This window comes from Devosia sp. T2-14 (assembly GCF_055397495.1).
In genome coordinates this window covers 1,139,119-1,162,022 of the sequence record NZ_AP027921.1, presented here as the reverse complement: position 1 = coordinate 1,162,022, position 22,904 = coordinate 1,139,119, and the positions used below count along the sequence as shown (strand labels likewise).

22 protein-coding genes are annotated in these 22,904 nt (G+C 63.9%); 10 read left to right on the top strand and 12 right to left on the bottom strand.

The window, feature by feature from the left end:
- The first annotated feature begins 169 nt into the window (after positions 1–169).
- Genes mnmG through ACZ5WT_RS05705 form a run of 4 tightly spaced genes read left to right on the top strand, consistent with a single transcriptional unit; the run spans position 170 to position 4,389 of the window.
- On the top strand, positions 170–2,032 hold the full coding sequence (gene mnmG, locus ACZ5WT_RS05720; protein WP_464286417.1) for a tRNA uridine-5-carboxymethylaminomethyl(34) synthesis enzyme MnmG: 1,863 nt from the start codon (positions 170–172) through the stop codon (positions 2,030–2,032).
- Complete coding sequence (gene rsmG, locus ACZ5WT_RS05715) at positions 2,032–2,679, top strand: 16S rRNA (guanine(527)-N(7))-methyltransferase RsmG (RefSeq protein ID WP_464286416.1); 648 nt, start codon at positions 2,032–2,034, stop codon at positions 2,677–2,679. Before mnmG ends, rsmG begins: the two co-directional genes overlap by 1 nt.
- A gap of 21 nt (positions 2,680–2,700) precedes the next feature.
- The gene (locus ACZ5WT_RS05710; protein ID WP_464286415.1) at positions 2,701–3,504 is read left to right on the top strand and encodes a ParA family protein; all 804 of its coding nucleotides are present in this window, start codon (positions 2,701–2,703) and stop codon (positions 3,502–3,504) included.
- A 9-nt stretch (positions 3,505–3,513) separates the two neighbouring features.
- Entirely contained in the window at positions 3,514–4,389 is an 876-nt protein-coding gene (locus ACZ5WT_RS05705) for a ParB/RepB/Spo0J family partition protein (RefSeq protein ID WP_464286414.1), read from the top strand.
- Between the two features lie 205 nt (positions 4,390–4,594).
- Here ACZ5WT_RS05705 and holA read toward each other — a convergent pair whose 3' ends face one another.
- Genes holA through leuS form a run of 3 tightly spaced genes read right to left on the bottom strand, consistent with a single transcriptional unit; the run spans position 4,595 to position 8,710 of the window.
- A complete protein-coding gene (gene holA / locus ACZ5WT_RS05700) occupies positions 4,595–5,614 on the bottom strand; it encodes a DNA polymerase III subunit delta (RefSeq protein ID WP_464286413.1) in 1,020 nt (339 codons plus the stop codon).
- Entirely contained in the window at positions 5,614–6,117 is a 504-nt protein-coding gene (gene lptE, locus ACZ5WT_RS05695; protein ID WP_464286412.1) for an LPS assembly lipoprotein LptE, read from the bottom strand. The genes holA and lptE overlap by 1 nt, the downstream gene beginning before the upstream one ends.
- Positions 6,104–8,710: a leucine--tRNA ligase gene (gene leuS / locus ACZ5WT_RS05690; protein WP_464286411.1), complete on the bottom strand. Its 2,607-nt coding sequence runs from the start codon at positions 8,708–8,710 to the stop codon at positions 6,104–6,106. The genes lptE and leuS overlap by 14 nt, the downstream gene beginning before the upstream one ends.
- Positions 8,711–8,864: 154 nt before the next feature.
- Between leuS and ACZ5WT_RS05685 the strand changes: the two genes are divergently transcribed.
- The 3 genes from ACZ5WT_RS05685 to ACZ5WT_RS05675 all read left to right on the top strand — a co-directional run bounded on the left by ACZ5WT_RS05685 (position 8,865) and on the right by ACZ5WT_RS05675 (position 10,948).
- Positions 8,865–9,542: a YggS family pyridoxal phosphate-dependent enzyme gene (locus tag ACZ5WT_RS05685; protein ID WP_464286410.1), complete on the top strand. Its 678-nt coding sequence runs from the start codon at positions 8,865–8,867 to the stop codon at positions 9,540–9,542.
- Positions 9,543–9,692: 150 nt separating this feature from the next.
- On the top strand, positions 9,693–10,376 hold the full coding sequence (locus ACZ5WT_RS05680; protein WP_464286409.1) for a response regulator transcription factor: 684 nt from the start codon (positions 9,693–9,695) through the stop codon (positions 10,374–10,376).
- 113 nt (positions 10,377–10,489) lie between these two features.
- Positions 10,490–10,948 carry a Crp/Fnr family transcriptional regulator gene (locus tag ACZ5WT_RS05675; RefSeq protein ID WP_464286408.1) on the top strand — a complete coding sequence of 153 codons (459 nt, stop codon included), beginning with the start codon at positions 10,490–10,492 and terminating at the stop codon, positions 10,946–10,948.
- A gap of 58 nt (positions 10,949–11,006) precedes the next feature.
- Here the strand turns inward: ACZ5WT_RS05675 and ACZ5WT_RS05670 are convergent, their stop codons facing one another.
- The 4 genes from ACZ5WT_RS05670 to rimM all read right to left on the bottom strand — a co-directional run bounded on the left by ACZ5WT_RS05670 (position 11,007) and on the right by rimM (position 13,943).
- A complete protein-coding gene (locus tag ACZ5WT_RS05670; protein WP_464286407.1) occupies positions 11,007–11,819 on the bottom strand; it encodes an exodeoxyribonuclease III in 813 nt (270 codons plus the stop codon).
- Between the two features lie 168 nt (positions 11,820–11,987).
- A complete protein-coding gene (rplS, locus tag ACZ5WT_RS05665; protein WP_464286406.1) occupies positions 11,988–12,521 on the bottom strand; it encodes a 50S ribosomal protein L19 in 534 nt (177 codons plus the stop codon).
- Between the two features lie 190 nt (positions 12,522–12,711).
- Entirely contained in the window at positions 12,712–13,410 is a 699-nt protein-coding gene (gene trmD / locus ACZ5WT_RS05660) for a tRNA (guanosine(37)-N1)-methyltransferase TrmD (RefSeq protein ID WP_464286405.1), read from the bottom strand.
- Positions 13,407–13,943 carry a ribosome maturation factor RimM gene (gene rimM, locus ACZ5WT_RS05655; RefSeq protein ID WP_464286404.1) on the bottom strand — a complete coding sequence of 179 codons (537 nt, stop codon included), beginning with the start codon at positions 13,941–13,943 and terminating at the stop codon, positions 13,407–13,409. Before rimM ends, trmD begins: the two co-directional genes overlap by 4 nt.
- Positions 13,944–14,066: 123 nt before the next feature.
- Between rimM and ACZ5WT_RS05650 the strand changes: the two genes are divergently transcribed.
- Positions 14,067–14,366, top strand: a complete 300-nt coding sequence (locus ACZ5WT_RS05650; RefSeq protein ID WP_464286403.1) for a hypothetical protein — start codon at positions 14,067–14,069, stop codon at positions 14,364–14,366.
- 34 nt (positions 14,367–14,400) lie between these two features.
- Here the strand turns inward: ACZ5WT_RS05650 and ACZ5WT_RS05645 are convergent, their stop codons facing one another.
- The 3 genes from ACZ5WT_RS05645 to leuC all read right to left on the bottom strand — a co-directional run bounded on the left by ACZ5WT_RS05645 (position 14,401) and on the right by leuC (position 16,654).
- A complete protein-coding gene (locus tag ACZ5WT_RS05645) occupies positions 14,401–14,706 on the bottom strand; it encodes a hypothetical protein (RefSeq protein ID WP_464286402.1) in 306 nt (101 codons plus the stop codon).
- A 122-nt stretch (positions 14,707–14,828) separates the two neighbouring features.
- Positions 14,829–15,257: a metallopeptidase family protein gene (locus ACZ5WT_RS05640; protein WP_464286401.1), complete on the bottom strand. Its 429-nt coding sequence runs from the start codon at positions 15,255–15,257 to the stop codon at positions 14,829–14,831.
- Positions 15,248–16,654 carry a 3-isopropylmalate dehydratase large subunit gene (gene leuC / locus ACZ5WT_RS05635; protein WP_464286400.1) on the bottom strand — a complete coding sequence of 469 codons (1,407 nt, stop codon included), beginning with the start codon at positions 16,652–16,654 and terminating at the stop codon, positions 15,248–15,250. Before leuC ends, ACZ5WT_RS05640 begins: the two co-directional genes overlap by 10 nt.
- 229 nt (positions 16,655–16,883) lie before the next feature.
- On the opposite strand from leuC, the gene ACZ5WT_RS05630 reads away from it, so the two are divergent.
- Together ACZ5WT_RS05630 and ACZ5WT_RS05625 are read left to right on the top strand one after the other, a co-directional pair.
- On the top strand, positions 16,884–18,188 hold the full coding sequence (locus ACZ5WT_RS05630; protein ID WP_464286399.1) for a lipopolysaccharide biosynthesis protein: 1,305 nt from the start codon (positions 16,884–16,886) through the stop codon (positions 18,186–18,188).
- Positions 18,189–18,242: 54 nt separating this feature from the next.
- Positions 18,243–19,445, top strand: coding sequence for a carboxylate--amine ligase (locus ACZ5WT_RS05625; protein WP_464286398.1), 1,203 nt, complete (start codon positions 18,243–18,245; stop codon positions 19,443–19,445).
- A gap of 39 nt (positions 19,446–19,484) precedes the next feature.
- On the opposite strand, the gene purH is transcribed toward ACZ5WT_RS05625, so the two are convergent.
- Together purH and ACZ5WT_RS05615 are read right to left on the bottom strand one after the other, a co-directional pair.
- Positions 19,485–21,071, bottom strand: a complete 1,587-nt coding sequence (purH, locus tag ACZ5WT_RS05620; RefSeq protein ID WP_464286397.1) for a bifunctional phosphoribosylaminoimidazolecarboxamide formyltransferase/IMP cyclohydrolase — start codon at positions 21,069–21,071, stop codon at positions 19,485–19,487.
- 150 nt (positions 21,072–21,221) lie between these two features.
- On the bottom strand, positions 21,222–22,820 hold the full coding sequence (locus tag ACZ5WT_RS05615) for a heparinase II/III family protein (RefSeq protein ID WP_464286396.1): 1,599 nt from the start codon (positions 22,818–22,820) through the stop codon (positions 21,222–21,224).
- Between the last annotated feature and the right edge of the window lie 84 nt (positions 22,821–22,904).

The following is a 22,904-nucleotide window of genomic DNA, read 5'->3' as shown; positions in this document are numbered from 1 at the left end:
TTCGAGCCGTTCCGTAGGACATATCGCGCCAGTGGCGCGATATGAGGCGAGAAGGCCATAAGAGCTACGCTCGAATGGCACGACCACTGACCACGCATAGCCGCTAAACCCAGCCGTGAATTGATTCACGTGAAACATTGGCCTATTGAGCGCGTCTGGAGAAAAAGCCATGACCGATTATGCTGTCATCGTCGTTGGGGGCGGTCACGCCGGCTGTGAAGCCGCGGCCGCGTCGGCACGCCTGGGCGTACCCACGGCCCTCATCACCCACAAGTTCGATACGATCGGCGTCATGAGCTGCAATCCGGCCATTGGCGGTCTGGGCAAGGGTCATCTGGTGCGCGAGATCGATGCGCTCGATGGCTTGATGGGCCGGGTCGCCGACGCCGCAGGCATCCAGTTCCGCGTGCTCAACCGCCGCAAGGGCCCTGCGGTGCGTGGCCCGCGCGCCCAGGCCGACCGCACGCTTTATCGCAAGGCGATGCAGGCCGCGATCACGGCCCAGCCCAATCTCGATGTGATGGAAGCCGAGGTCGACGATATCGAGGTCACCGATGGCGTGGTGAGCGGCGTCGTGCTGCTGGATGGCCGCCGCATCGGCGCCAAGGCCGTGGTGCTGACCACCGGCACCTTTTTGCGCGGGCTGATCCATAGCGGCGACAACAGCTATCCCGCCGGGCGGCTCGGCGAGAAGCCGGTGCTTGGCCTCTCCACCCGTCTCGAAGCGCTGGGCCTCAAGCTCGGCCGCCTCAAGACTGGCACGCCTGCGCGTCTCGACCGCGCCTCGATCAATTATAGCGTGCTCGAAGAGCAGCCGGGCGACAACCCGCCCGAGCCGTTCTCGGCGCTGACCACGGCGATCACAACGCGCCAGGTGCCGTGCCATATCACGCGCACCTCGGCCGAAACCCACGCCATCATCGCGGCCAATGTGCATCGCTCCGCCATGTATTCGGGCCGCATTCAGAGCCGCGGCCCGCGCTATTGCCCGTCGATCGAAGACAAGATCGTCCGCTTCGCCGATCGCGACAGTCACCAGATCTTTCTGGAGCCCGAAGGGCTGGACGATATCACCGTCTATCCCAATGGCGTTTCGACCTCGCTGCCGCCCGAAGTGCAGGACGAGTTCCTGCGCACCATGCCCGGGCTCGAGAATGTGCGGATCATTCAGTACGGCTATGCCATTGAATATGATCACGTTGATCCACGTGAACTGCGCTCGACGCTGGAACTGAAGAAGCAGCCGGGCCTCTATCTGGCCGGGCAGATCAATGGCACGACGGGCTATGAAGAGGCGGGCGCCCAAGGCCTGCTGGCCGGCGCCAATGCCGCCCGTGCCGTGAACAATGACGAAGCCATTATTCTCTCCCGCACCGACAGCTATCTCGGCGTGATGGTCGATGACCTGGTGACGCGCGGCGTGGCCGAGCCCTATCGCATGTTCACCTCGCGCGCCGAGTTCCGCCTGCATCTGCGGGCCGACAATGCCGATCAGCGGCTGACCCCGCTGGGGATCGAGATGGGCCTCGTGGGTGAGGAGCGGCGTGAGCTGTTCTCCAGCAAGTCGCGCCAGCTCGATGAGGGCAGGGCGATGCTGCACCGTCTCAGCGCCACCCCGAGCGTGGCCCGCAAGGCCGGTATTGCCGTTAACGAGGACGGCAAGGCCCGCAGCGCCTTCGACCTGCTGTCCTATCCCGATGTGACCCCGGAAGACGCCATCCGCGTCTGGCCAGAGGTCGCTGACATTGCCCCGCCCGTGCTGGAGCAGCTGGTGGTGGATGCACAATATGCCGTCTATCTCGATCGCCAGCGGCGCGATATTGAAGCGGTGCGGCGCGACGAACAGAAGGCGATACCCGAGACGCTCGACTACGACAGCATTCCCGGGCTATCCATTGAGTTGCGCCAGAAGCTGCAGCAGCAGCGGCCGCAAACCATCGCGCAGGCCCAGGCCCTCGACGGCATGACCCCTGCAGCAATTACACTTCTGCTCGCCGTGGTGCGGCGTGGCGACATGCGTAAGGCCAGTTAATGACCGATCTCGGGGCGATTGCGCCCTATGCACCCCATTTCACCCGCCCGATCGGTGAGGTCGCCGCGGATCTGGAATCCTATGCTCAGCTGCTCAAGAAGTGGCAGGGGGTACAGAATCTTGTTTCACGTGAAACACTAAATGCGATCTGGTCGCGGCATTTTGCAGACAGCCTGCAGGTATTGCCTCTGCTGCGCGACAGCGACCACACCTTCCTGGACCTGGGCAGTGGTGGCGGCTTTCCCGCGCTGCCGCTGGCGATCGCGCTCAAAGGTCCGAATCATCGATTCACGCTGGTGGAGCCCACCAGCCGCAAGGTCAGCTTCCTGCGCACGGTCGCCCGCGAGTTGGATCTCTCGGTTACCGTCGAGGGACGGCGCAGCGACCAGATTGATTCACGTGAAACACCGGTTCCCGACGTCATCACTTCGCGCGCACTAGCCGCTTTGCCCATGCTGTGCGGCTGGATGGAGCCGTTTTTCGGGGCCAATAGCCGCGCCATCCTGCACAAGGGCAGGGAACATGTTGAAGAAGTGTCGGAAGCCGCTACGCAATGGGGCTTTGACGTGTTAGTAACCAAGAGTGACACGGACGAAAGTGGTGTTTTGCTCACGCTGACAAATTTGCGTGCCAAAACAGCTAGTTAGCGGCGAACGATCTGGAGGCCGATGGTGGCACCCCGTATTCTGACACTGGCAAATCAGAAGGGTGGCGTTGGTAAGACAACGACCGCCATCAATTTGGCAACCGCCCTGGCGGCGATCGGCGAGCGCGTGCTCATCGTGGATCTCGATCCGCAGGGCAATGCCTCGACGGGTCTGGGCATTTCGCGCACCGACCGCGAAGTGTCGTCCTATGACCTTCTGGTGGGCGAGGCGACCGTGGCGCAGGCCGCGATCATGACCAGCGTTCCCAATGTCGCCATCGTCCCCTCGACCATGGATCTGCTCGGCGTCGAGCTGACCATTGCCGGGCATGGCGACCGTGCCTTCAAGCTGCGCGACGCCTTCAAGCAGCTGCACGACCTCACCATCAACGACAAGCCGGTCAGCTATATCCTGATCGATTGCCCGCCGTCGCTCAACCTGTTGACCATCAATTCGCTGGTCGCGGCCGATGCCGTACTGGTGCCGCTGCAATGCGAGTTCTTCGCGCTGGAAGGTCTCAGCCAGCTGCTGCAGACCATCGAGCAGATCCGTTCCACCCTGAACCCGCATCTGTCGATCCAGGGCGTGGTGATGACCATGTTCGACAAGCGCAACAACCTCTCCGAGCAGGTGCTGCAGGACGTGCGGAGCGAAATGGGCGATCTGGTCTACGAAACGGTCATTCCGCGCAATGTGCGGCTCAGCGAGGCGCCGTCCTATGGCAAGCCCGCTTTGCTCTATGATCTCAAATGTGCCGGCAGCCAGGCCTATCTGCGCCTCGCCACCGAAGTTATCCGCCGCGAACGTCAGCTCCAGGCGGCATAGGAGCCCGATATGAACGATAAACCCACACGTCTCGGTCGCGGGCTCGCCGCTCTGATTGGCGATATGGCCACCGTTGAGGGCGCGCGCGTCACCGAATCGGGCGGCGTCAAGCGCCTGCCGGTCGAGTTCATCATCGCCAACCGCGCCAATCCCCGCCGCACCTTCGATCCCGATCAGCTCGAGGAGCTGACCAATTCGATTCGCGAAAAGGGCGTGATGCAGCCGCTGCTGGTGCGCCCCAGCGAAGATCCCAATATCTTCGAGCTGATCGCCGGTGAACGCCGCTGGCGCGCCTCGCAGGCCGCCGGCCTGCATGACGTGCCGGTCATCGTGCGGGATGTCGATGACAAGGAAGCGCTCGAACTCGCCATTATCGAGAACGTGCAGCGCGCCGACCTTAATCCGCTGGAAGAAGCCATGGGCTATGGCCAGCTGATCGAGCAGTTCGACTATACCCAGCAGGACCTGGCCCAGGTAATCGGCAAGAGCCGCTCGCACGTCGCCAATACGCTGCGCCTGCTGCGCCTGCCCGAGGATGTGCGCGGCATGGTGTCGAGCGGCACCCTGACCGCCGGCCACGCCCGCACGCTGATCACCGCGGAAGACCCCGCCAAGCTCGCCCAGCAGATCGTTGCTGGGGGCCTCTCGGTACGCGAGGCCGAGGCCCTGAGCCAGCAGCGCGAGGTTCCCGGCAAGAAAAAGCCGAGCGAGGGCCCTTCCGATCGCGATCCCGATACCGTGGCACTGGAGCGGCGCCTCTCCGACGCACTTGGCCTCTCGGTGTCGCTTGCCCATAGCGAGCGCGGCGGCAAGCTCGAAATCCGCTACAAGACCCTGGAACAGCTCGACGGCATCTGCCTCAAGCTAACCGGCTACACCAACTAGTCTTTTGGCCTTTTGGCGCTATGGTTCTGGCACCACCCGGTTTGGTCCGGGTGGTGTTTTTGTTTGGGCGTGATTCACGTGAAACGCGTGCCGCGCGTTGCTCGTCCAAGACGTCCATGACGATCCCGGCCTCCGCCGGGATGACATCGTGGAATATGACACCGATCTGTTTAGAACACACGCCGACGTTTCACGTGAAACGTCGTTAATGCGCGGCGGCCATCATGCAGATGGCGAGCAGGGCGCGGCGCAGAGTAGCGTCGGCCAGAGCGGGGCGGCGGCGGCTTTCGGCCGTGGCCTGCAGGATCCGGGCGCAGGCGGTCGCCAGGGCGCTATCCGACCACAGGCGTAACTGCTGTTCCAGCGCCGACATGCGGGAGAAGTGCGGCTTCGGCCGCAGCCCATCCAGCACCATGCGGGCGCTCTTGCCGCCATCCACATCGGCCCGCCAGCGGCGCAGATTGGCAAAGTGAATGGTGCACATGGCCAAAAGGCGCTGCGGATCGACGGCCGAGGAGAGGGCGCGGTTCAGTGCCAGTTCCAGCTTCTCGGCGTGCCCGCCACCAGCGGCGTCGAGAATGGCGTCGATCACCAGCATGCCGTTGTCGGCACAGAGCAGCAGCACGTCCTCGCGGGTCAGCTGCTTGCTGGCGGCGGCGTAGAGCGTCAGCTTTTCCAGCTCGCGGCGGGTGATCTCGCGGTCATTGCCCAGGATCTCGCGCAAAGTGGTCACCACGTCGGCGTCGACGCGAATGCCCTGCTGGTTGAAGGCATCGCGAATAAGCGCCTGCAGCGTCTCTTCGCTGTCGGGGTAGCAGGGCAGGGCCCGGCCGAGCTTTGCGGCCTCCACGAGGGCCCGCAGCGCATCCTTGGGGGTGAGATTGCCGGCCTCGAGCACGATGGCGGCGCCGACCGGGTCATCGCGCAGTTCGGTGAGGGTCAGCACCAGCGATTTGGTGGCGCCGCGCACGCGCACGATGCGCTTGCCTCCGAAGAGAGAAATGGTACGCGCCTCGACGGCCAGGATGGAGGGATCAGCATCGACCTCTGAGCCATCCAGCGTCACGACGCTGGTGTCCGGATCATCGCCGCTGAGCTGGCGGATCAGGCGTTGCGCGGTTTCGCGCACCAGCCCCGCATCGGGACCATAGGCGAGAAAAATGCCTTCGGTCAGGTCCGGGCGGACCAGAAAACGCGCAACTTCATGCGCCTTGAGCGCGGTCATCAGCGGCTCGATGCGGCCAGCAGGGCAAGGCGGAGGGATTCGGCTGCTGCGCGCGCTGCGCGTTCGCCGGCATCAGCCTGCGCGGCATTGTCCGCCAGTACCTGGCCGGTGGTGGTATATTCGGCGGTTGCGGTGCGCGTGAAACTCTGCGGCTTGGCGGCGCCACCATCGCGCGGCGTTACCACCAAGGTGGCCGTCACGGTCAGCTCATAGGGCGTGGCAAAGCCCACGCTCTTGGTCCGGGTCATCACGGCCGCGCTCTGGCTCACGCTGACCTTGGCCAGCGGGGCCGTGGGCGCATCGGTGGTGCCGATGCGCAGCGCCAGATCCTGATAGATGATCTGTTCGAGGCGGCTGGCCGGCTTGGCATAGGCCAGGGCCGCCACCGGCTTGCTTGCCGTGGTGCTATAGACCGGGGTGAAGCTGCAGGCACCCGCAAGGGTGCCCGTCGCTGCGATAAGCCCGGCGAAAGCGATACGGCGAGCGAGCCTAGACCACGACATTGACGATCCTGTCTGGGACGATGACGATTTTCTTTGGTGCCTTGCCGTCGAGAATGCGGACAATCTCATCCAAAGACAAGACCAGCTTCTCGACCTCAGCGGCCGGCGTGCCCTTGGCGACGCTGACTTCGCCGCGGCGCTTGCCGTTGATCTGGATCGGCAGCGTCACGCTGTTGTCGACCAGCAAGGCCGGATCGACTTCGGGCCAGAGTGCGTCCACCACGAGGCCGGGCTTGCCCAGCTCATGCCAGCAGGTTTCCGCCAGGTGCGGCATCATCGGGGCGAGCATCTGCACGAGGCGCGCCACGCCATCTTCCAGGGCGTCGAGGCGGGCCGCGGGAGCAGCCGCCGCGATACCGGCCGAGCGCACCAGCGCATTGGTCAGTTCATAGATCTGGGCCACGGCGCGGTTGAAGTGCAGGCCTTCAATATCGGTGCCGATCTGCTGCACCGCGCGATGCACGGTCTTGCGCAGGCTCAGTGCCTCGTCGTCATCCGAACCACGAACAATCCCTGCGGACTGTTTGGCAATCTCGATGGTCTCACCCACCAGGCGCCAGACGCGCTGCTGGAAGCGGCCGGCGCCCTCGACACCGGCTTCGGTCCACTGGAAATCGCGTTCCGGCGGGGAATCCGAGAGCATGAACCAGCGTGCGGTATCGGCGCCATAGGTGGCGACGATCTCGTCGGGATCGACGACGTTCTTCTTGGACTTGCTCATCTTTTCGACGGCGCCGACGGTGATCGGCTCATTGGTCGTCAGATGCCGCGCGCCATTGGTGTCCAGCACCACGTCGGAGGGCAGCACCCAGTCGCCGGCGGCCGACTTGTAGGTCTCGTGGGTCACCATGCCCTGGGTAAACAGGCCCTTGAACGGCTCTTCGATGCCCACATGGCCGGTGGCCTTCATGGCGCGGGTGAAGTAGCGCGAATAGAGCAGGTGCAGAATCGCGTGCTCGACGCCGCCGATATACTGATCGACCGGCAGCCAGCGATTGGCCACTTCTGGTTCGGTCGGGGTTGCGGCATGTGGCGAGGTAAAGCGCGCGAAATACCAGGACGAATCGACAAAGGTGTCCATGGTGTCGGTTTCGCGGCGGGCCGCACCACCACACTGGGGGCAGTTCACATGCTTCCAGGTCGGATGGTGGTCCAGCGCATTGCCGGGCTTGTCGAAGGTCACGTCCTCGGGCAGCACCACCGGCAGGTCCTTCTTGGGCACGGGCACGGTGCCGCAGACCTCGCAATGGATCACCGGGATCGGGCAACCCCAATAGCGCTGGCGCGAAACGCCCCAGTCGCGCAGGCGGTAGTTGACCTCGACCTTGCTTTGCGGCTGGCCGTCAACCTGGCGCGCGGCGAAATGCTCGGCAATCGCCTTCTTGGCGGCGTCGACGCTCATGCCGTCGAGGAAACCGGAATTGAAGATGGTGCCCGGATCGGTCACGGCCTCGTCGTCCACCGTGAAGGTGGCGGCATCGGCGCCGCTCGGCAGCACCACCGGGATCACCGGCAGGTCATATTTGCGGGCAAAGTCGAGGTCGCGCTGGTCATGCGCCGGGCAGCCAAAAATGGCGCCGGTGCCGTAATCCATCAGCACGAAATTGGCGACATAGACGGGGAGCGTGGCGCCTTCGACCACCGGATGCTTCACGTGGAGCCCGGTGAAAACGCCCTTTTTCTCGGCCTTTTCAATGGCTTCGGTCGCGGTGCCCTGGCGATGGCATTCGGCCACAAACTCGGCCAAAGCCGGATTGCCGGCGGCCAGTTCGCTGGTCAGCGCGTGGTCCGGGGACAGCGCGATGAACGATGCGCCGAAAATGGTGTCGGGACGGGTCGTGAAGACCTCGATGCTGGTCGCAGCCGTGCTGTTGGCAGGCAGCATTTCGAACAGCAGGCGCAGGCCCTCGGACTTGCCGATCCAGTTGCGCTGCATGATGCGCACCTTTTCGGGCCAGTCGGTCAGCCCGTCGAGCGCTTCGAGCAGCTCTTCGGCCATGTCGGAAATCTTGAAGAACCACTGCGTCAGTTCGCGCTGTTCCACCGGTGCGCCCGAGCGCCAGCCCTTGCCGTCGATCACCTGCTCATTGGCCAGCACGGTCATGTCGACCGGGTCCCAGTTGACCTTGGACTGCTTGCGGGTCACCAGGCCCGCCGCCATCATGTCGATAAACATGGCCTGCTGGTGCTGGTAATATTCGGGTTCGCAGGTGGCGATTTCGCGCGACCAGTCGATCGCCAAGCCCATGGACTTGAGCTGGGCCTTCATGGTGGCGATGTTCTGGCGCGTCCAGGTGCCCGGATGGGTCTTGCGCTCGATGGCGGCATTCTCGGCCGGCAGGCCGAAGGCGTCCCAACCCATCGGGTGGAGCACATTCTTGCCCTTGGCGCGCTGGTAGCGGGCCACCACGTCGCCCATGGAATAGTTGCGCACGTGGCCCATATGGATGCGGCCCGAGGGGTAGGGGAACATCTCAAGGACGTAGTAGGGCTCGCGCGTGTCGTTGTTATCGCTGACAAAGCTGCGGGCGTCGTCCCACACCTGCTGCCATTTCGGTTCCATTTCGCGCGGATTGTAGCGTTCGCCGCTCACTATGCTCGTCCTTGAGTGATTGGCGCTGGGCGCCCAGGGGTGGATTCTCGCGAAGCGGCACAAAACTGGTGCACTGCTTGCGTTTATGGGGGATTTTGGCTACCGGACCATCACCAGAAATCCCCTCCAAGGTCAACAGAAACAGGGCAAAACCATGGACTCGGCCGCTGCCAGCAACCTGGAATCCATCCGCACCCGCATCACCCGGGCCCGCGACCGCTTCGGCGCGCCGCCCGAGGCGGTCGAGCTAGTCGCCGTGTCCAAGACTTTTCCGGCCGAGGCAATCGAACCCTTCATCACCGCCGGGCAGAAGGTGTTCGGGGAAAACCGCGTGCAGGAAGCCAAGGACAAGTGGCCCGAACTGCGTCAGCGTCATCCCGATATAAGGCTGCACCTGATCGGTCCGCTGCAGACCAACAAGGCGCGCGAGGCCGTGGCGCTGTTCGACGTCATCGAGACGGTCGATCGCGAGAAACTTGCCAGCATGCTTGAAGAAGAGATGCAGCATGCTGGAAGAAATCTGCCCTGTTTCGTGCAGGTCAATATCGGTCTCGAACCGCAAAAGGCAGGCATCGCCCCTGCTGACACCGTCGCCTTTGTCGAGCGGTGCCGGCAGGTGCATGGGCTCGATATCGTCGGGCTGATGTGCATCCCGCCCGATGGCCAGCCGCCCGGGCCCTATTTCGCCTGGCTGGCCGAGCTTGGAAAAGCCGCCGGCACTGCCCATCTGTCCATGGGAATGAGCAGCGATTTCGAGACCGGAATTGCCATGGGCGCCACCCATGTGCGGGTCGGTTCGGCCCTCTTCGGAGGCCGTCCGAAGGCGGTCTGAGCGGAATATCGCGCTTGGTGCCGGGGCGGTTGCAACTTCCCATGGCACTGCGCCGTTGCTGTTCATAACGCCGTTGTGATTGGCAGGCCAAAAACCGGTCGCAATATTGTGACCCTTGGCTGTGTCGACGCAAAAAGTCCGGAGAAAACAATGAACAAGCGACGCATCCTGCTGGTGGACGACGACGTGGATCTGCGCCAGACCCTGGTCGAGCAGCTCGAAACGCATCGCGAATACGAGATCCTGCAGGCGGGCACGGCCAATGACGCGCTCAAGGCCACGCGCGAGCACAATGTCGACCTGATGATTCTCGACGTCGGCCTGCCCGACATGGATGGTCGCGAGGCGGTCAAGGTGCTGCGCAGCGAGGGCTACAAGAGTCCGATCCTGATGCTGACCGGCCATGACAGCGATGCCGACCAGATCCGCGGCCTCGATTCGGGTGCCAATGACTACCTGACCAAGCCCTTCCGCTTCCCGGTGCTGATGGCGCGTATCAATGCCGCCCTTCGCCAGCACGACCAGAGCGAGGATGCGGTCTTCACCATCGGTCAATACAGCTTCCAGCCCTCGGCCAAGCTGCTTGAGGCCAATGATGGCGGCAAGGTGCGCCTGACCGACAAGGAAACCTCCATCCTTAAATATCTCTATCGCCAGGGGCCCAAGACCATCACCCGCGATGTGCTGCTCAAGGAAGTGTGGGGCTACAATAACCGCGTCACCACGCATACGCTGGAGACTCACATCTACCGGCTGCGCCAGAAGATCGAGCGCGATCCCTCCAATGCCCGCCTGCTGGTGACCGAAGACGGTGGCTATCGCCTGGTTCCGTAACGCTGCAAAGCCGGTGAACCCGCGCAAAATCCGGTACAAACGGGCCGAAAATGCCCTATAGGTTGGAGCGGCTCCGTGATGACGGGGCCGCTTGTCTATCCGGAACGGGGCATATGATCAGGGACGATGCGGCCGAGGCGCTGGCTCAGGCCGAATTTTTCGATATCTGCGACGACGAGCAGCGGCGCATGCTGGCCTTTGCCGGCGATATCCGCCAGTTCGAGCCCGATGACGTATTGTACCAGGCCGGCGAGGTGCCGCTGGGCGCGTTCGTGCTGATCGCAGGAACACTCAAGGCCAAGCCCGAAGGCCCCGGCGCCGGCAAGCCCTATGCGATTTCCGAGCCGGGCAGCGTCGTCTCGGCCATGGCGCTGATCCTGGCAAAGTCCCGTCCCGTCACCATCACCGCCGTCACCGAATGCGACGTGCTTTTCGTTCCGCGCTCGGCCTTCCTCAAGCTGGTGCAGCAATCGCCCGACCTAGCGCAGCGCGCCGTGGCCCGCGTGCAGCAAGACTTGGGCAATTATCTCGGCGCGCTGGAACCGGTGCGCCGCAAGATGAAGCCGGAATAGGTTTTTTGCCACGCCTCGGGGATCGAGGTCGCAAACGCTGTCGCCGCACGGGCTTTCTCTAGATCCCCGCGAAGCGGGCAATAACGGGCACGTGGTCGCTCGGCTGCGGGCTGTAGCCGCGATAGGGCTTGATGATCTCGGCGCCGATGCAGTGCTCGGCCACGTCATGGGTTGACCAGATATGGTCCAGGCGGCGCCCCTTGTCGGCGTTTTCCCAGTTGGCGCTGCGATAGCTCCACCATGAATAGAGCTTCTGGTCATGGGGCACATGCTTGCGCACCAGGTCCGTCCAGCCATGGCCGCCATTGAGGATCGCATTGAGCGCCTCGGTTTCGACCGGCGTGTGGCTGACGATCTTGAGCAGCTGCTTGTGGCTCCAGACGTCGTTTTCATGCGGGGCGATGTTGAAGTCGCCCGCGATCAGGTGGCCGCGCTGGAACATGGGTTCGCTGAACCACTGGGTCAGCTCGGACAGGAACCCCAGCTTGTGCTTGAACTTGGGGTTGATCTCGGGGTCGGGCTCATCGCCGCCGGCCGGAATATAGAAATCGTGCAGCGTCACCGGGCCATGGCCGAAATCGGTCAGCGCCGAGATGTGGCGCGATTCCGGGATTTCGCAGAACATGCGGCTCGATACGTCGGTCAGCGGGAATTTCGAAACGATGGCGACGCCGTGATAACCCTTCTGGCCGTGCACGGCATGGTGGGGGAAACCCGCCTCGGTGAAGGCATTGCGCGGGAACTGGTCATCCGTGCACTTGATCTCCTGGAACATGATCACGTCCGGGCTGTGCTGGGCGATGAAGTCGAGCACCATCGGCAAGCGCAGGCGGATGGAATTGATGTTCCAGGTGACGATCTTGATGGACATGGACGGACTCGAACAGGGCAGGGTGCCCCCTTATCGCCAAGCCGGTGCCGGGGGACAAGCCGGAAATGGCGGAGGCCGCCCCACCGCGGGCCAGCGTTTCACGTGAATCCACCCCAACAAAAAACCCGGCCTTGCGACCGGGTTTTTAGATTCAATCCAATGCCGGACTTATTCGGCCTTGGGTGTCTCTGCTGCTGCAGCTTCGGCGGCGGCGGCAGCTGCTGCTTCCGCTGCTGCTGCTTCTGCGGCAAATGCCTCTGCAGCGGCGATCTTTTCGGCTTCGCGGGCGTTCTTGGCTGCGGCAGCGGCTTCGCGCTCGCCGGCCTCGATCTTCTTGGTGCGCGAGTTGGTCGATTCGAAAATACGAGCCGACTTACCGCGACGATCGCGCAGGTAGTACAGCTTGGCGCGACGAACCTTACCGCGCTTGAGCACTTCCACCTTGGCAACGTTGGGCGAGTAGAGCGGGAACACGCGTTCCACGCCTTCGCCGTACGAGATCTTGCGCACGGTGAACGAAGCGGTGATGCCGCCGCCATTGAGGGCGATCACGACGCCTTCATAAGCCTGCAGGCGTTCCTTTTCGCCTTCGCGGATCTTGACCCACACCTTGACGGTATCGCCATGGGTGAAGTCGGGCAGTTCGCGCTTGGCGGCCAGTTCTGCAACATGCTCGGCATTGAGCTGCTGGATGATATTCATTGATCCGTCCTGAATCTTTTCAAAGGAGCGTTTGCGGGCCTTGCGGCTCGTCGCCCGGTCTTGGTTGGTAACGGAGTTTTGGTCGTCTTTTTATTGGTGCGCCACGGGTCCGATTAGCCCAGCGACGCGGATAGTGGCGCGGCTATAGGCGAAAATGACCGCAGAGTCTAGGGTTTCCGTCGGTTTTATGTCAGCGGCCGCGCTTGGACGGGGTCAGCAGGTCCGGCCGGCGCGCCTGCGTCAGCGCCAGGCTTTGCTCGGCCCGCCATTTGGCAATTTTTCCATGATCGCCCGAGGTCAGCACCGCCGGGATGTCGACGCCCTCGAAGGTTTGCGGCCGGGTATATTGGGGATATTCGAGCTGGCCGTTCTCAAAGCTCTCATCGGCATGGCTGTCCGCCCCGCCCAGTACGCCCGGAATGAGCCGCACAACGGCTTCCAGCAGCACCATAGCGGCAACCTCGCCACCGGCCAGCACATAGTCGCCGATGGACACTTCCTCGAGCTGGCGGGCGTCGATGACGCGCTGGTCGATGCCTTCAAAACGCCCGCAGACGATAACCACGCCGGGCCCGAGTGCCAGTTCGCGCGCGCGCTGCTGGGTGAGGGGCTTGCCGCGCGGCGACATCAGCAGGCGCGGGCGTGGATCGCCTGCCGGTGCCACCGTGTCGATTGCCTTGGCCAGGATATCGGGCTTGAGCACCATGCCGGCGCCGCCGCCCGAAGGGGTATCGTCGACTGTGCGATGCCGGTCGGTGGCAAAGTCGCGCAGATGGGTGGTCTGCAGCGTCCAGAGGTTATCGGTCAGACCGCGCCCAAGCACCGAAGCGCCCAGCGTTCCGGGGAACAGGTCGGGGAAAAGCGTGATGATGTCGGCGGAAAAACTCAATCGGGTTCTTCCTCGCCCTCTTCGGCATCGAGCGGCACGACGATGGTCAGATAACCCTCGGCGATGCGGATGACGGGCACCACGGCCTTGGTGAAGGGATAGAGGAAGGTGTCGCCGCTGGTGGGGTCGCGCACCTCGATCAGGTCGCCCGCGCCAAAATTGGGCAGCGCCGAGACCTTGCCGATGGTGGTGCCATTGTCGAGCCTCGCATCGAGCCCGATCAGGTCGGTGTGGTAGAAATCATCCTCGTCGTCGGGCTCGGGCAGGCGGCTGCGATCGACGAACAGGCTGACCCCGTTGAGGGCTTCGGCCGCTGTGCGATCATCGATTCCCTTGATGTGAGCGATGACCACATTTTTTTGCAGCCGCGCCTTGGTGATGGTGATCACCAGGCCCGGCCGGTCGGTCTCCAGCGGGCCGTAACTGCCAATGGCCTCGGGGTCCTGGGTATGGGCGCTGATGCGGACGCTGCCCTTGATGCCATGGGCCGCACCGATCTGGCCGAGAAAAACGCGATTGGTTGGGGTCGTCATGCTGGCTCCGGCGAGTTTGGGGCTTCTTAGCAGGCGTTGGGCGGCTTGGGAATTGCGGTGCGCCAGCACGGAACCAACGCTGCACAGCGCGATTGTTGGGGTAGACGATAAAGGATGCCGATCATGGCCAGGACCCTGACAAAACGCGAAGACATCCGCCAATGGGCCGAAGCCCGTGGCGGCAATCCGATGCTGATGGATACACCCGATGGCACGGGGATACGAACCCTGCTGCAACTGACCTTTGGTCAGCACGCCATCAATACCGACGGCAATGAAGGTCCTGACCGCATTGGCGGGTTTCATCTGGTGAGCTGGGAGGAATGGTTCGCCGCGCTCGACGAAGGCAAGCTGGCGCTGCGCGTGTCGGACGATCAAGCAGGCGGCAACGAGGCCGAGTTCGAATTCGTGGAACGCAGCTAGAAATGCAGGTCGCCGCCTGCCAGGCTGATAGGCATCAGGCGCTTGCCGGAAGCGAGTTCAGCCCGCTTTCGTAGAGTCGCATGGTGGCCTCGATGTCTTCGAGATGCATGGCCAGGCCTTGCTCGACAGCTTCAACCTGACGGCGCAGCAGGTCGCGGCGCGAGATCAGTTCAAAGCGTTCGCTTTCCAGTTCCTTCACAGCCAGGTCGATACGGTCGCGATGCGTGGCGAGACGCTGCACCATCGGGGCAGCCTGCCGGGCGGTATCATGCAAGATCGCTTCGACCTGTTCGATTTCAGGCTGCACGATCTTAAGCGCTGTCTTGGGCTTAACAGTCATGTTCGTGTTCCCACATCTTTGGCGTTTACGGGCGCAGTATAGGGTTTTTGCGCCCAGTGAGACGATATCCAAAGATTTAACGGATTAACGTGACTGGTCTATCGAGCCTAATTCTGGCGGGTTCAGTCCTCTTCCGCCGCGGCCTCGATCGCTTCCATATCGTCGTCGGAAAAACCGAAATGGTGGCCCAGTTCGTGGATCAGCACGTGGGTGACGACTTCGCCCAGCGTATTGTCGTCATTCTCGGCCCAGTAATCCAGGATTGCCCGGCGATAGAGGAAGACCGTATTGGGCAATTGCCCGGTCTGGGGCGTGGCGCCGTCCTCGGTCATGCCGATGCCGTGGAACAGCCCCATCAGCTCGAAAGGGCTTTCCATGCCGAAACCGGCGAGAACGTCGTCCTCGGCAAATTCGGCGACCGAGCAGGTGACATCGGCGGCCAGCGACTTGAAGGGCTCAGGCAGGGCCTTGAGCGCCTCGGTCGCCAGCGCTTCGATATCGTCAAGGGTGGGCGCGAACCGCGCGCCCCAATCGCTGGCGGTTACTGCCACTCGCGGATGTCGACGAAGTGGCCGGCAATCGCTGCCGCGGCTGCCATGGCAGGCGACACCAGGTGGGTGCGGCCCTTGAAGCCCTGGCGGCCTTCGAAGTTGCGGTTGCTGGTCGAAGCACAGCGCTCCTGCGGCTTGAGCTTGTCCGGGTTCATGGCCAGGCACATCGAGCAGCCGGGCTCACGCCATTCAAAGCCGGCATTGATGAAGATGGTGTGCAGGCCTTCGGCCTCCGCCTGATCCTTCACTAGGCCCGAGCCAGGCACGACCATGGCGCTGACCGTGGAAGCGACCTTGCGGTCGCCGATGACGGCTGCGGCGGCGCGCAGGTCTTCGATGCGGCCATTGGTGCACGAGCCGATGAACACGCGGTCGACGCCGATCTCGGTGATCGGGGTGCCGGGCTTGAGGCCCATATAGTCGAGCGCGCGCCACTTGGAGGCCCGCTTGTTCTCGTCGGTGATCTCGTCGGGGTTCGGCACGGCGCCGGTGACCGAGATCACGTCTTCGGGCGAGGAGCCCCAGGAGACGATCGGCGGCAGCTTGGCAGCGTCGAGGATCACGACCTTGTCATAGACCGCGCCTTCGTCGGTATAGAGGGTCTTCCAGTAGTCGAGCGCCATGTCCCAGGCCTTGCCCGTGGGCGCACGGTTGCGGCCCTTGACGTATTCGAAGGTCTTTTCGTCAGGCGCGATGAGGCCGGCGCGGGCGCCGCCTTCAATGGTCATGTTGCAGACCGTCATGCGGCCTTCCATCGACAGCGACTGGATGGCTTCGCCAGCGAATTCAATGACGTGGCCGTTGCCGCCGGCCGTGCCGATCTCGCCGATGATGGCCAGGATGATATCCTTGGCGGTGACATGGGGCGGCAGCTTGCCGTCGACACGCACCAGCATGTTCTTGGCCTTCTGCTGGATCAGCGTCTGGGTGGCCAGAACGTGTTCCACTTCCGAGGTGCCGATGCCATGCGCCAACGCGCCAAAGGCGCCATGGGTCGAGGTGTGGCTGTCGCCGCAAACGATGGTCATGCCGGGCAGGGTAAAGCCCTGCTCGGGGCCCACGATATGCACGATGCCCTGGCGCTTGTCGAAGGGGTCGAAATATTCGATGCCGAAATCGCGCGTGTTCTCGGCCAGAGCAGCAATCTGGATCGCGCTTTCCGGGTCGGGATTGGGCAGCGAACGGTCGGTGGTGGGAACGTTGTGATCGACCACGGCCAGCGTGCGCTCGGGGTGGCGCACCTTGCGGTTGTTCATGCGCAGGCCTTCAAAGGCCTGGGGGCTGGTAACCTCGTGCACGAGGTGCCGATCGATATAGATCAGCGAGGTGCCATCCTCGTTGTTCTGGACCAGATGGTCGTCCCAGATCTTGTCGTAGAGCGTGCGGGCCTTGGTCATAGCGGGGTGTTCCGGCATCAATAGTTTGGAGTGGTTCTAAGCCCCAAAGGGCGCAGGGGTCAAGCACAACCGTACTCGGCGGTACGGCTCGTCCGGGTGGCCCCTGGCGGCGATCGGCACGGCGGTTTAACCGATTTGACACGTCTGAGGGTCAGAGTCACCGCCGCTGGCCGGACGGGATCTGTCGTCCGTCGGATGGGCCAGCCCGATTGAAACAGGCAGTGAGCCGATGAAGCGTATCTTGATGGCGGTTGTCGGGCTCATGGGAGCCCGGCTGGCCGGGGCCGGCTTTGGCTTTTTGAGCCAACTGGTGCTGGCGCGCACCTTCATGCCCCATGATGTGGGCATGGCCTTCCTGGCCATGAGCGTCACCGCCTTCGTCAGCCTGCTGGCCACGGGCGGCTATCACACCATTGCCCTGACCTATCTGGCGCGCTTCCGGGCCTTCGGGCGCGAGGGGCTGGTGCAAGCTTTTTTGTGGGCGGCCCGGCGCGACATGGCAGTGCTGATTGTCCTGTTCCTGGTCGCGGCGCCCCTGACCTTCCTGCTGCCGCTCGAGGACGGCGTTGCCAAGGCCGTGCTCTATGGCGTGCTCGCCGCCATTCCGCTGGCCATGATCCGCCTCAACAACAGCGCCGCCAATGCGCAGAAGCGCTTTGCCCTGTCCTATGTGCCTGATTTCGTGGTGCGGCCGGGTCTGCTTCTGGTGTTCTTGGGCGTTCTGGTGGCGCTGGGGCTCAATTCCAATATCGATTATGTGCTGATCGCCATGGTGGTGATCGCGGTCGTGGTAGCGGCCGGGCAGGCCGTGCTGATGGGCCGGGACAATGCCTTTGCCCGCGCCACGTCCGACCAGATGCGCGACCTGCGCCCCTTCTATCGCCGCCGCGCGGCCGCCATGCTGATGGTCACGGTGGTGGCCGGGGCCACTGCAGATCTCGTGGTGCTGGTGGGTGGCGTCTTCCTGCCGCCAAGCCAGGTGGCGGTGCTGGGCGTTGCAGTGCGCGTGGCAGCGCTGGTCGGGTTCTTCAGCTCCGCTTCCCAACATTTCGTGCTGCGCGATCTGGTGTCGGCCATGTCGAGCATGAGCCGCACCGAATCCGATGCCTTGCTGTGGCGCACCAATGTGGTGGGCCTGGGCACCATGGTGGCAACGACACTGATGGCGATTGCCTTCGGACCCTTCGTGCTCGCCCTGTTTGGGCCCGATTATGTGCAGGGCTATTGGCCCCTGGTCATCTTCCTCATCGGGCAATCGGTGCGGGTCATGGGCGGCATGAACGGGCACCTGCTGGCGCTGGGGGGCCATCAGGTGCGCAGTGCGGCGCTCTGCGTGGTGGCCGTGGTGCTGCTGGTGGGGCTCTCGGCCATCCTGACCCCGCTCTGGGGGCTGGTGGGGATCGCGCTGGCCATGCTGGTCGCCGAACTGGTCTGGGCCATCGGGCTGGGATGGCTGACCCAGCAGCTTGTCGGTCGGCGCGGCGACATTTTTCAGGGGCTTGCCGCTCATAGATTGTTTACAGCCGCGCGCTAAGCAGGGTTGTTTTACCTGGGGCGGGCCGTTCCGTCCCCGATTGGCAGACTAGTCGTGATGACGCTTGCAGCCCAGAAGTCAGATCTATCGACCGGTATTGCCGGGGTCATTATCCTCGGCGGGTCCTATGGCAGTCTGGCAGCGGCGCGCAGCCTGGGACGGCAGGGCATCAAGGTCGCCTATTTCAGCACCCAGCATACGGCGGCGCAGTATTCGCGCTACCTGACCCATCATATCCCCTGGGCGGGCCCCGGCGCGCCCGATGCACTGGAACAATTTCTCGCCACCTGCGACCGGTTGGGCATGAACGGCTGGGTCGTGCTGCCCAGCAGCGACCACGAGGTGCAATTCCTCACACAGCACCATGAGCTGCTGTCACGGCGCTTTGCGCAGGTCACCATGCCCTGGGAGGTGCTCGAGCGGCTCAACGACAAGGGGCACCTTTACGTGCTGGCCGAGGCACTGGGCCTCGATTTCCCCCGGGTTTACTGGGATGGCGACGCCCATCAGGTCGGCGCGGATCAGATCCGTTTTCCCGTCGTGCTCAAGCCCGCCTCGACCGAAAAGGTCAATCCGTTGACCAAGGCCAAGGCCTGGCGGGCGGATAGCCGCGCCGACTACGACAGCAAGTTTGCCCTGGCGACGCACTATATGGGCCCGCGTGGTTTCGTGGTGCAGGAGATGATTCCCGGCGACGGCGCCACGCAGTTTTCCTATGCCGGGCTGTGGGATCATGGCCGAGAACTGTGCGGGCTGACCGCCCGGCGGTCGCGCCAATTCCCGGCGGAGTTCGGCACCAGTCCGTTTGTCGAGACCGTGGACCTGCCACGCGTCGCCGACGAGGCGCGCCGGTTGCTCAAGGCGGTCGACTATCACGGGCTGGTCGAGGTGGAGTTCAAGCTCGACCGGCGTGACGACCGGCTCAAGCTGCTCGACGTCAATACCCGCATCTGGGCCTGGATCGGCCTGGGCGCGGCAGCGGGGCTGGATTTTCCGGTGCTGGCGGCAACGCTGGCGACGGGGCGGCAGCCGGTCATCGGGCCAGTGCGCTATGGCGCCAGCTGGCGTCATCCGGTGCCCAACGTTCTATCGCTGCTGCAATCGCTGCTTGGGACTGGCGGGCTGGGCTATGCCGGCCGCCAGTCGCTGTTCGATCACGCGGTTTCGTCGGTCTTTGCCGTCGACGATCTCAAGCCGGCTTTGGCCGAGATACCGGTTCATCTCATCCGCAAGACGCGCGGGCTGTTCCAGCGCTAGGCCCGGGTCGCTCTGCGACGTTGGATCAGCCGCTTTCGCCTAGTGGCGGAAGTGGCGCATGCCCGTCATCACCATGGCGATCCCGGCCGCATCGGCGGCGGCGATGACTTCGTCGTCGCGCATCGAGCCGCCCGGCTGGATCACCGCCGTCGCGCCAGCGGCGACCAGCGCCTCCAGTCCGTCGGCAAAGGGGAAGAAGGCGTCCGAAGCGGCCACCGAACCTGCGGTCAGCGCGCCTTCGATCCCGGCGGCAGCAGCTGCGTCGATCGACTTGCGGTGGGCAGTGCGGGCCGAATCGACACGCGACATCTGCCCGGCACCGATGCCCACGGTCGCGCCGTCCTTGACGTAGACGATGGCGTTGGACTTGACGTGCTTGGCAACCTTGGCGGCGAGGCGCAGGTCGGCCATTTCCGTCGCGGTGGGCTGGCGCTTGGTCACAACCTTGAGGTCGCAATCATCGACATTCTGGTTGTCACGAGACTGCACGAGCAGGCCCCCGGCCACCGACTTCACGGTCAGGCCGTCGGCCTTGGGATCAGCAATGCCACCAGTCAGCAGCAGGCGCAGGTTCTTCTTGGCGGCGATGATGTCTTGGGCTTCCTGGGTGGCCGAGGGGGCCACGATCACCTCGGTGAACACCTTGACGATTTCGGTGGCGGTGGCGGCGTCGATCTCGCGATTGGTGGCGACGATGCCGCCAAAGGCCGAGACCGGGTCGGTGCGCAGCGCATTGTGATAGGCGGTGGTCAAGTCACGGGCGACGGCCACGCCACAGGGATTGGCGTGCTTGATGATGGCGACGGCAGCCACTTTCGCGGGGTCGAATTCCGAGACCAGCTCGAAGGCGGCATCGGTATCGTTGATATTGTTGTAGCTGAGCGTCTTGCCCTGCAGCTGGGTGGCGGTGGCCACGCCCGGGCGCTGCTCGCCAGTGCTGTAGAAACCGGCCCACTGATGCGGGTTTTCGCCATAGCGCATGACTTCGCGCAGTTCGCCGGCAAAGCTGCGATAGGGGATTTCGGGATAGTCGATCGCCTGAGCGAACCAGGTCGAAATGGCGCTGTCATAGGCGGCGGTGCGGGCATAGGCCTTGGCAGCGAGCTTCTGGCGCAGCGCGAAGGGCACGCCGCCGGTCTCGGTGATGGCGGCGAGGATTTCCGGATAGTCGGCGGGGTCGACGACCACGGTTACATAGGCGTGGTTCTTGGCCGCCGAGCGCACCATGGCCGGACCGCCAATGTCGATATTCTCGATAATCTCGTCATAGCTGGCGCCCGAGGCGACGGTCTTTTCGAAGGGGTAGAGATTGACCGCGACCAAGTCGATGGCGCCGATTTCGTGCTCCTGCATCGAGGCGGCATGGTCAGCCTTGTCGCGCACGGCCAGCAGGCCCCCATGCACCTTGGGATGCAGCGTCTTGACGCGGCCATCCATCATTTCGGGGAAGCCGGTCAATTCGGAAATCTCGCGGACCGGCAGGCCCGCATCCTTGATCAGCTTGTGGGTGCCGCCGGTAGAGACCAGCTCCACCCCTGCGGCGCTAAGCCCCTTGGCGAAGTCCGCCACGCCCGCCTTGTCGAATACCGAAAGCAGCGCCCGCCCGACCTTGACCGTCTTGCTCATGAGGATGTCTCGCCTGTGATGTGGATTTGCGCGCTCGCTAGCACGAAGCGGGCCCTGCGCCAACCCGGAAACCGGGATTGCAGCATTGCGTGGGCAGGTCGCTAGGCAGCAGAGGTGCTGGTCAGCGCCTCCTCGGCCTTACGGCGTGTCTCAGCTCTGTTCGAGCGTAAAGATCCAGGCGACTTCGCCATTGGCGGTCACGTCGGTTTCCAGCACCAGCTGACGCGTCTTGTGAAAGCCCAGATAGGCCGACTGGCGCACGCTTTCCTCTTCGCGGAAACTGGCGCCTTCCCACAGGAAGCTCCATACCGCGCCGTTGGGCAGCACCAGCCGCACTATGCCTTCGCCGCGATTGCGCCGCACCATGACGCCCGGCGCCAGGTGGAAGCGGATGGCCAAAAGGCCAGATGGCGTGCCGGTGGCGATCAGCTGGTCCTGACCGACCAGGGTGGTGCCCGCTGACAGCAGCGTCACCCGCCGCTCGATTTCCACGCCGAAGGGCTTGGCATAACCGCTGGTGCGCAGCGTCAGGTTATGGTCGACCGGATCAAAATTCATCACCGGCGCTGTGGCGCCCGGGGCATCCTCGGCGTCGATGGTGGGCGCCGAATGGGCAATGCCCTGGCGAAACAGTGCCTTGCTGTCCGGCAGGTCAGATGGCGCGGGCCCGCAGGAGCCCAAGATCAGCTCGCTCCCATGAGAGAATTCGAGCGCCAATGCGCTGGCGTGGATATCGCCGTCGTAACCGGGCTTGGGCAGCAGGCCGGAATCGGCCACCACCACGGCCTCGCCGTCGCGCAGGATGCCGTAGCCGCCCAAGAGCGCCGAGCGACGCTTGCGTGCGGGACCATTGGCCTGGATGGCGATCAGCACGTCATGCGGCAGCTGTCCGCAGCCGTTGAAATAGACGGGTTCGCCGCTGGAAAGCGTCAGCGCATCAAGGCTTTCATGCATGCGGTCGATCTGCGCCGCCAATTCGTTGGCGGCCTCGGATTTGACCGTGCCGGCAACCCGGCGGACGCTGACCAGCTCCACCAGCAGGTGGAGCTGCAGGCGCGGATTGCGCGAGAGATGCAGGCCGTCGCTGTCGAGCTGGGTGGCCAGTTGGGCATTGAGCTTTTCGACCCGGCGCGGCACGTCGGCCTTGTCGTCCTGGTCGCAATATTCGGCCCCCAGCAGGGCGATGGCGGCAAACAGCGCATCGACCGGATCGCTGGCAAGCGGCGCGCGCACCTTGAGGCTCTGAACTTGCGCGCCCAGGGCGCGCTGGATGGTCTTGGCTTCGGGGCCGGTGGCGCCTTCGAGCAGCAGGGGCAGGTGGCGCAGCCAGTTCAGTACGCGTTGTGCAGTGAGGGCCGGGGCCCAGGTCTGATGCTGGAACTGGCCTTCCCGGCCGATCCAGTCGAGCACCAGCATGCGGGCAAAGCCGCGCTCGCCGGGGTCGCGGACGTCGCGGAAATGGCGCATCCAGGAGAAACCATGCAGGTTCAGCCACCAGTCCAGGTGGTCGACATCGAGACTGAAGGGCGAGGCGCCGCCGGTTTCGACGAGCTTGCTGGCCAGCAGGTAGCGGCCGGCCATCATTTCGCGCACGGCCTCGCGGTCCGGCGGGCGGAATTCGGGGAGTTCGCGGGCATAGGCATTGTCGGCCAGGCCCCGCCAGGTCCAGCGCATGATGGGCAGGGTGACGACACCATCGGCCAGACCAAGCGCCAGCCGGCGCAGGCTATGGGCCAGCGACCGCGCCATCAGCGCGCCCGCTCCCGCCGCGCGGGGTGCGCCAGCGTTGTCTTATATTTGCCCGTCAAAAGACCCATTCCTAGTTCGGCGCTG

Bases quoted from the DNA above. Each gene is read 5' to 3' on its own strand.
- mnmG (WP_464286417.1), top strand. From the start codon at position 170: ATGACCGATTATGCTGTCATCGTCGTTGGGGGCGGTCACGCCGGCTGT.
- rsmG (WP_464286416.1), top strand. From the start codon at position 2,032: ATGACCGATCTCGGGGCGATTGCGCCCTATGCACCCCATTTCACCCGC.
- ACZ5WT_RS05710 (WP_464286415.1), top strand. From the start codon at position 2,701: ATGGTGGCACCCCGTATTCTGACACTGGCAAATCAGAAGGGTGGCGTT.
- ACZ5WT_RS05705 (WP_464286414.1), top strand. From the start codon at position 3,514: ATGAACGATAAACCCACACGTCTCGGTCGCGGGCTCGCCGCTCTGATT.
- holA (WP_464286413.1), bottom strand. From the start codon at position 5,614: ATGACCGCGCTCAAGGCGCATGAAGTTGCGCGTTTTCTGGTCCGCCCG.
- lptE (WP_464286412.1), bottom strand. From the start codon at position 6,117: ATGTCGTGGTCTAGGCTCGCTCGCCGTATCGCTTTCGCCGGGCTTATC.
- ACZ5WT_RS05685 (WP_464286410.1), top strand. From the start codon at position 8,865: ATGGACTCGGCCGCTGCCAGCAACCTGGAATCCATCCGCACCCGCATC.
- ACZ5WT_RS05680 (WP_464286409.1), top strand. From the start codon at position 9,693: ATGAACAAGCGACGCATCCTGCTGGTGGACGACGACGTGGATCTGCGC.
- ACZ5WT_RS05675 (WP_464286408.1), top strand. From the start codon at position 10,490: ATGATCAGGGACGATGCGGCCGAGGCGCTGGCTCAGGCCGAATTTTTC.
- ACZ5WT_RS05670 (WP_464286407.1), bottom strand. From the start codon at position 11,819: ATGTCCATCAAGATCGTCACCTGGAACATCAATTCCATCCGCCTGCGC.
- rplS (WP_464286406.1), bottom strand. From the start codon at position 12,521: ATGAATATCATCCAGCAGCTCAATGCCGAGCATGTTGCAGAACTGGCC.
- rimM (WP_464286404.1), bottom strand. From the start codon at position 13,943: ATGACGACCCCAACCAATCGCGTTTTTCTCGGCCAGATCGGTGCGGCC.
- ACZ5WT_RS05650 (WP_464286403.1), top strand. From the start codon at position 14,067: ATGGCCAGGACCCTGACAAAACGCGAAGACATCCGCCAATGGGCCGAA.
- ACZ5WT_RS05645 (WP_464286402.1), bottom strand. From the start codon at position 14,706: ATGACTGTTAAGCCCAAGACAGCGCTTAAGATCGTGCAGCCTGAAATC.
- leuC (WP_464286400.1), bottom strand. From the start codon at position 16,654: ATGACCAAGGCCCGCACGCTCTACGACAAGATCTGGGACGACCATCTG.
- ACZ5WT_RS05630 (WP_464286399.1), top strand. From the start codon at position 16,884: ATGAAGCGTATCTTGATGGCGGTTGTCGGGCTCATGGGAGCCCGGCTG.
- purH (WP_464286397.1), bottom strand. From the start codon at position 21,071: ATGAGCAAGACGGTCAAGGTCGGGCGGGCGCTGCTTTCGGTATTCGAC.
- ACZ5WT_RS05615 (WP_464286396.1), bottom strand. From the start codon at position 22,820: ATGGCGCGGTCGCTGGCCCATAGCCTGCGCCGGCTGGCGCTTGGTCTG.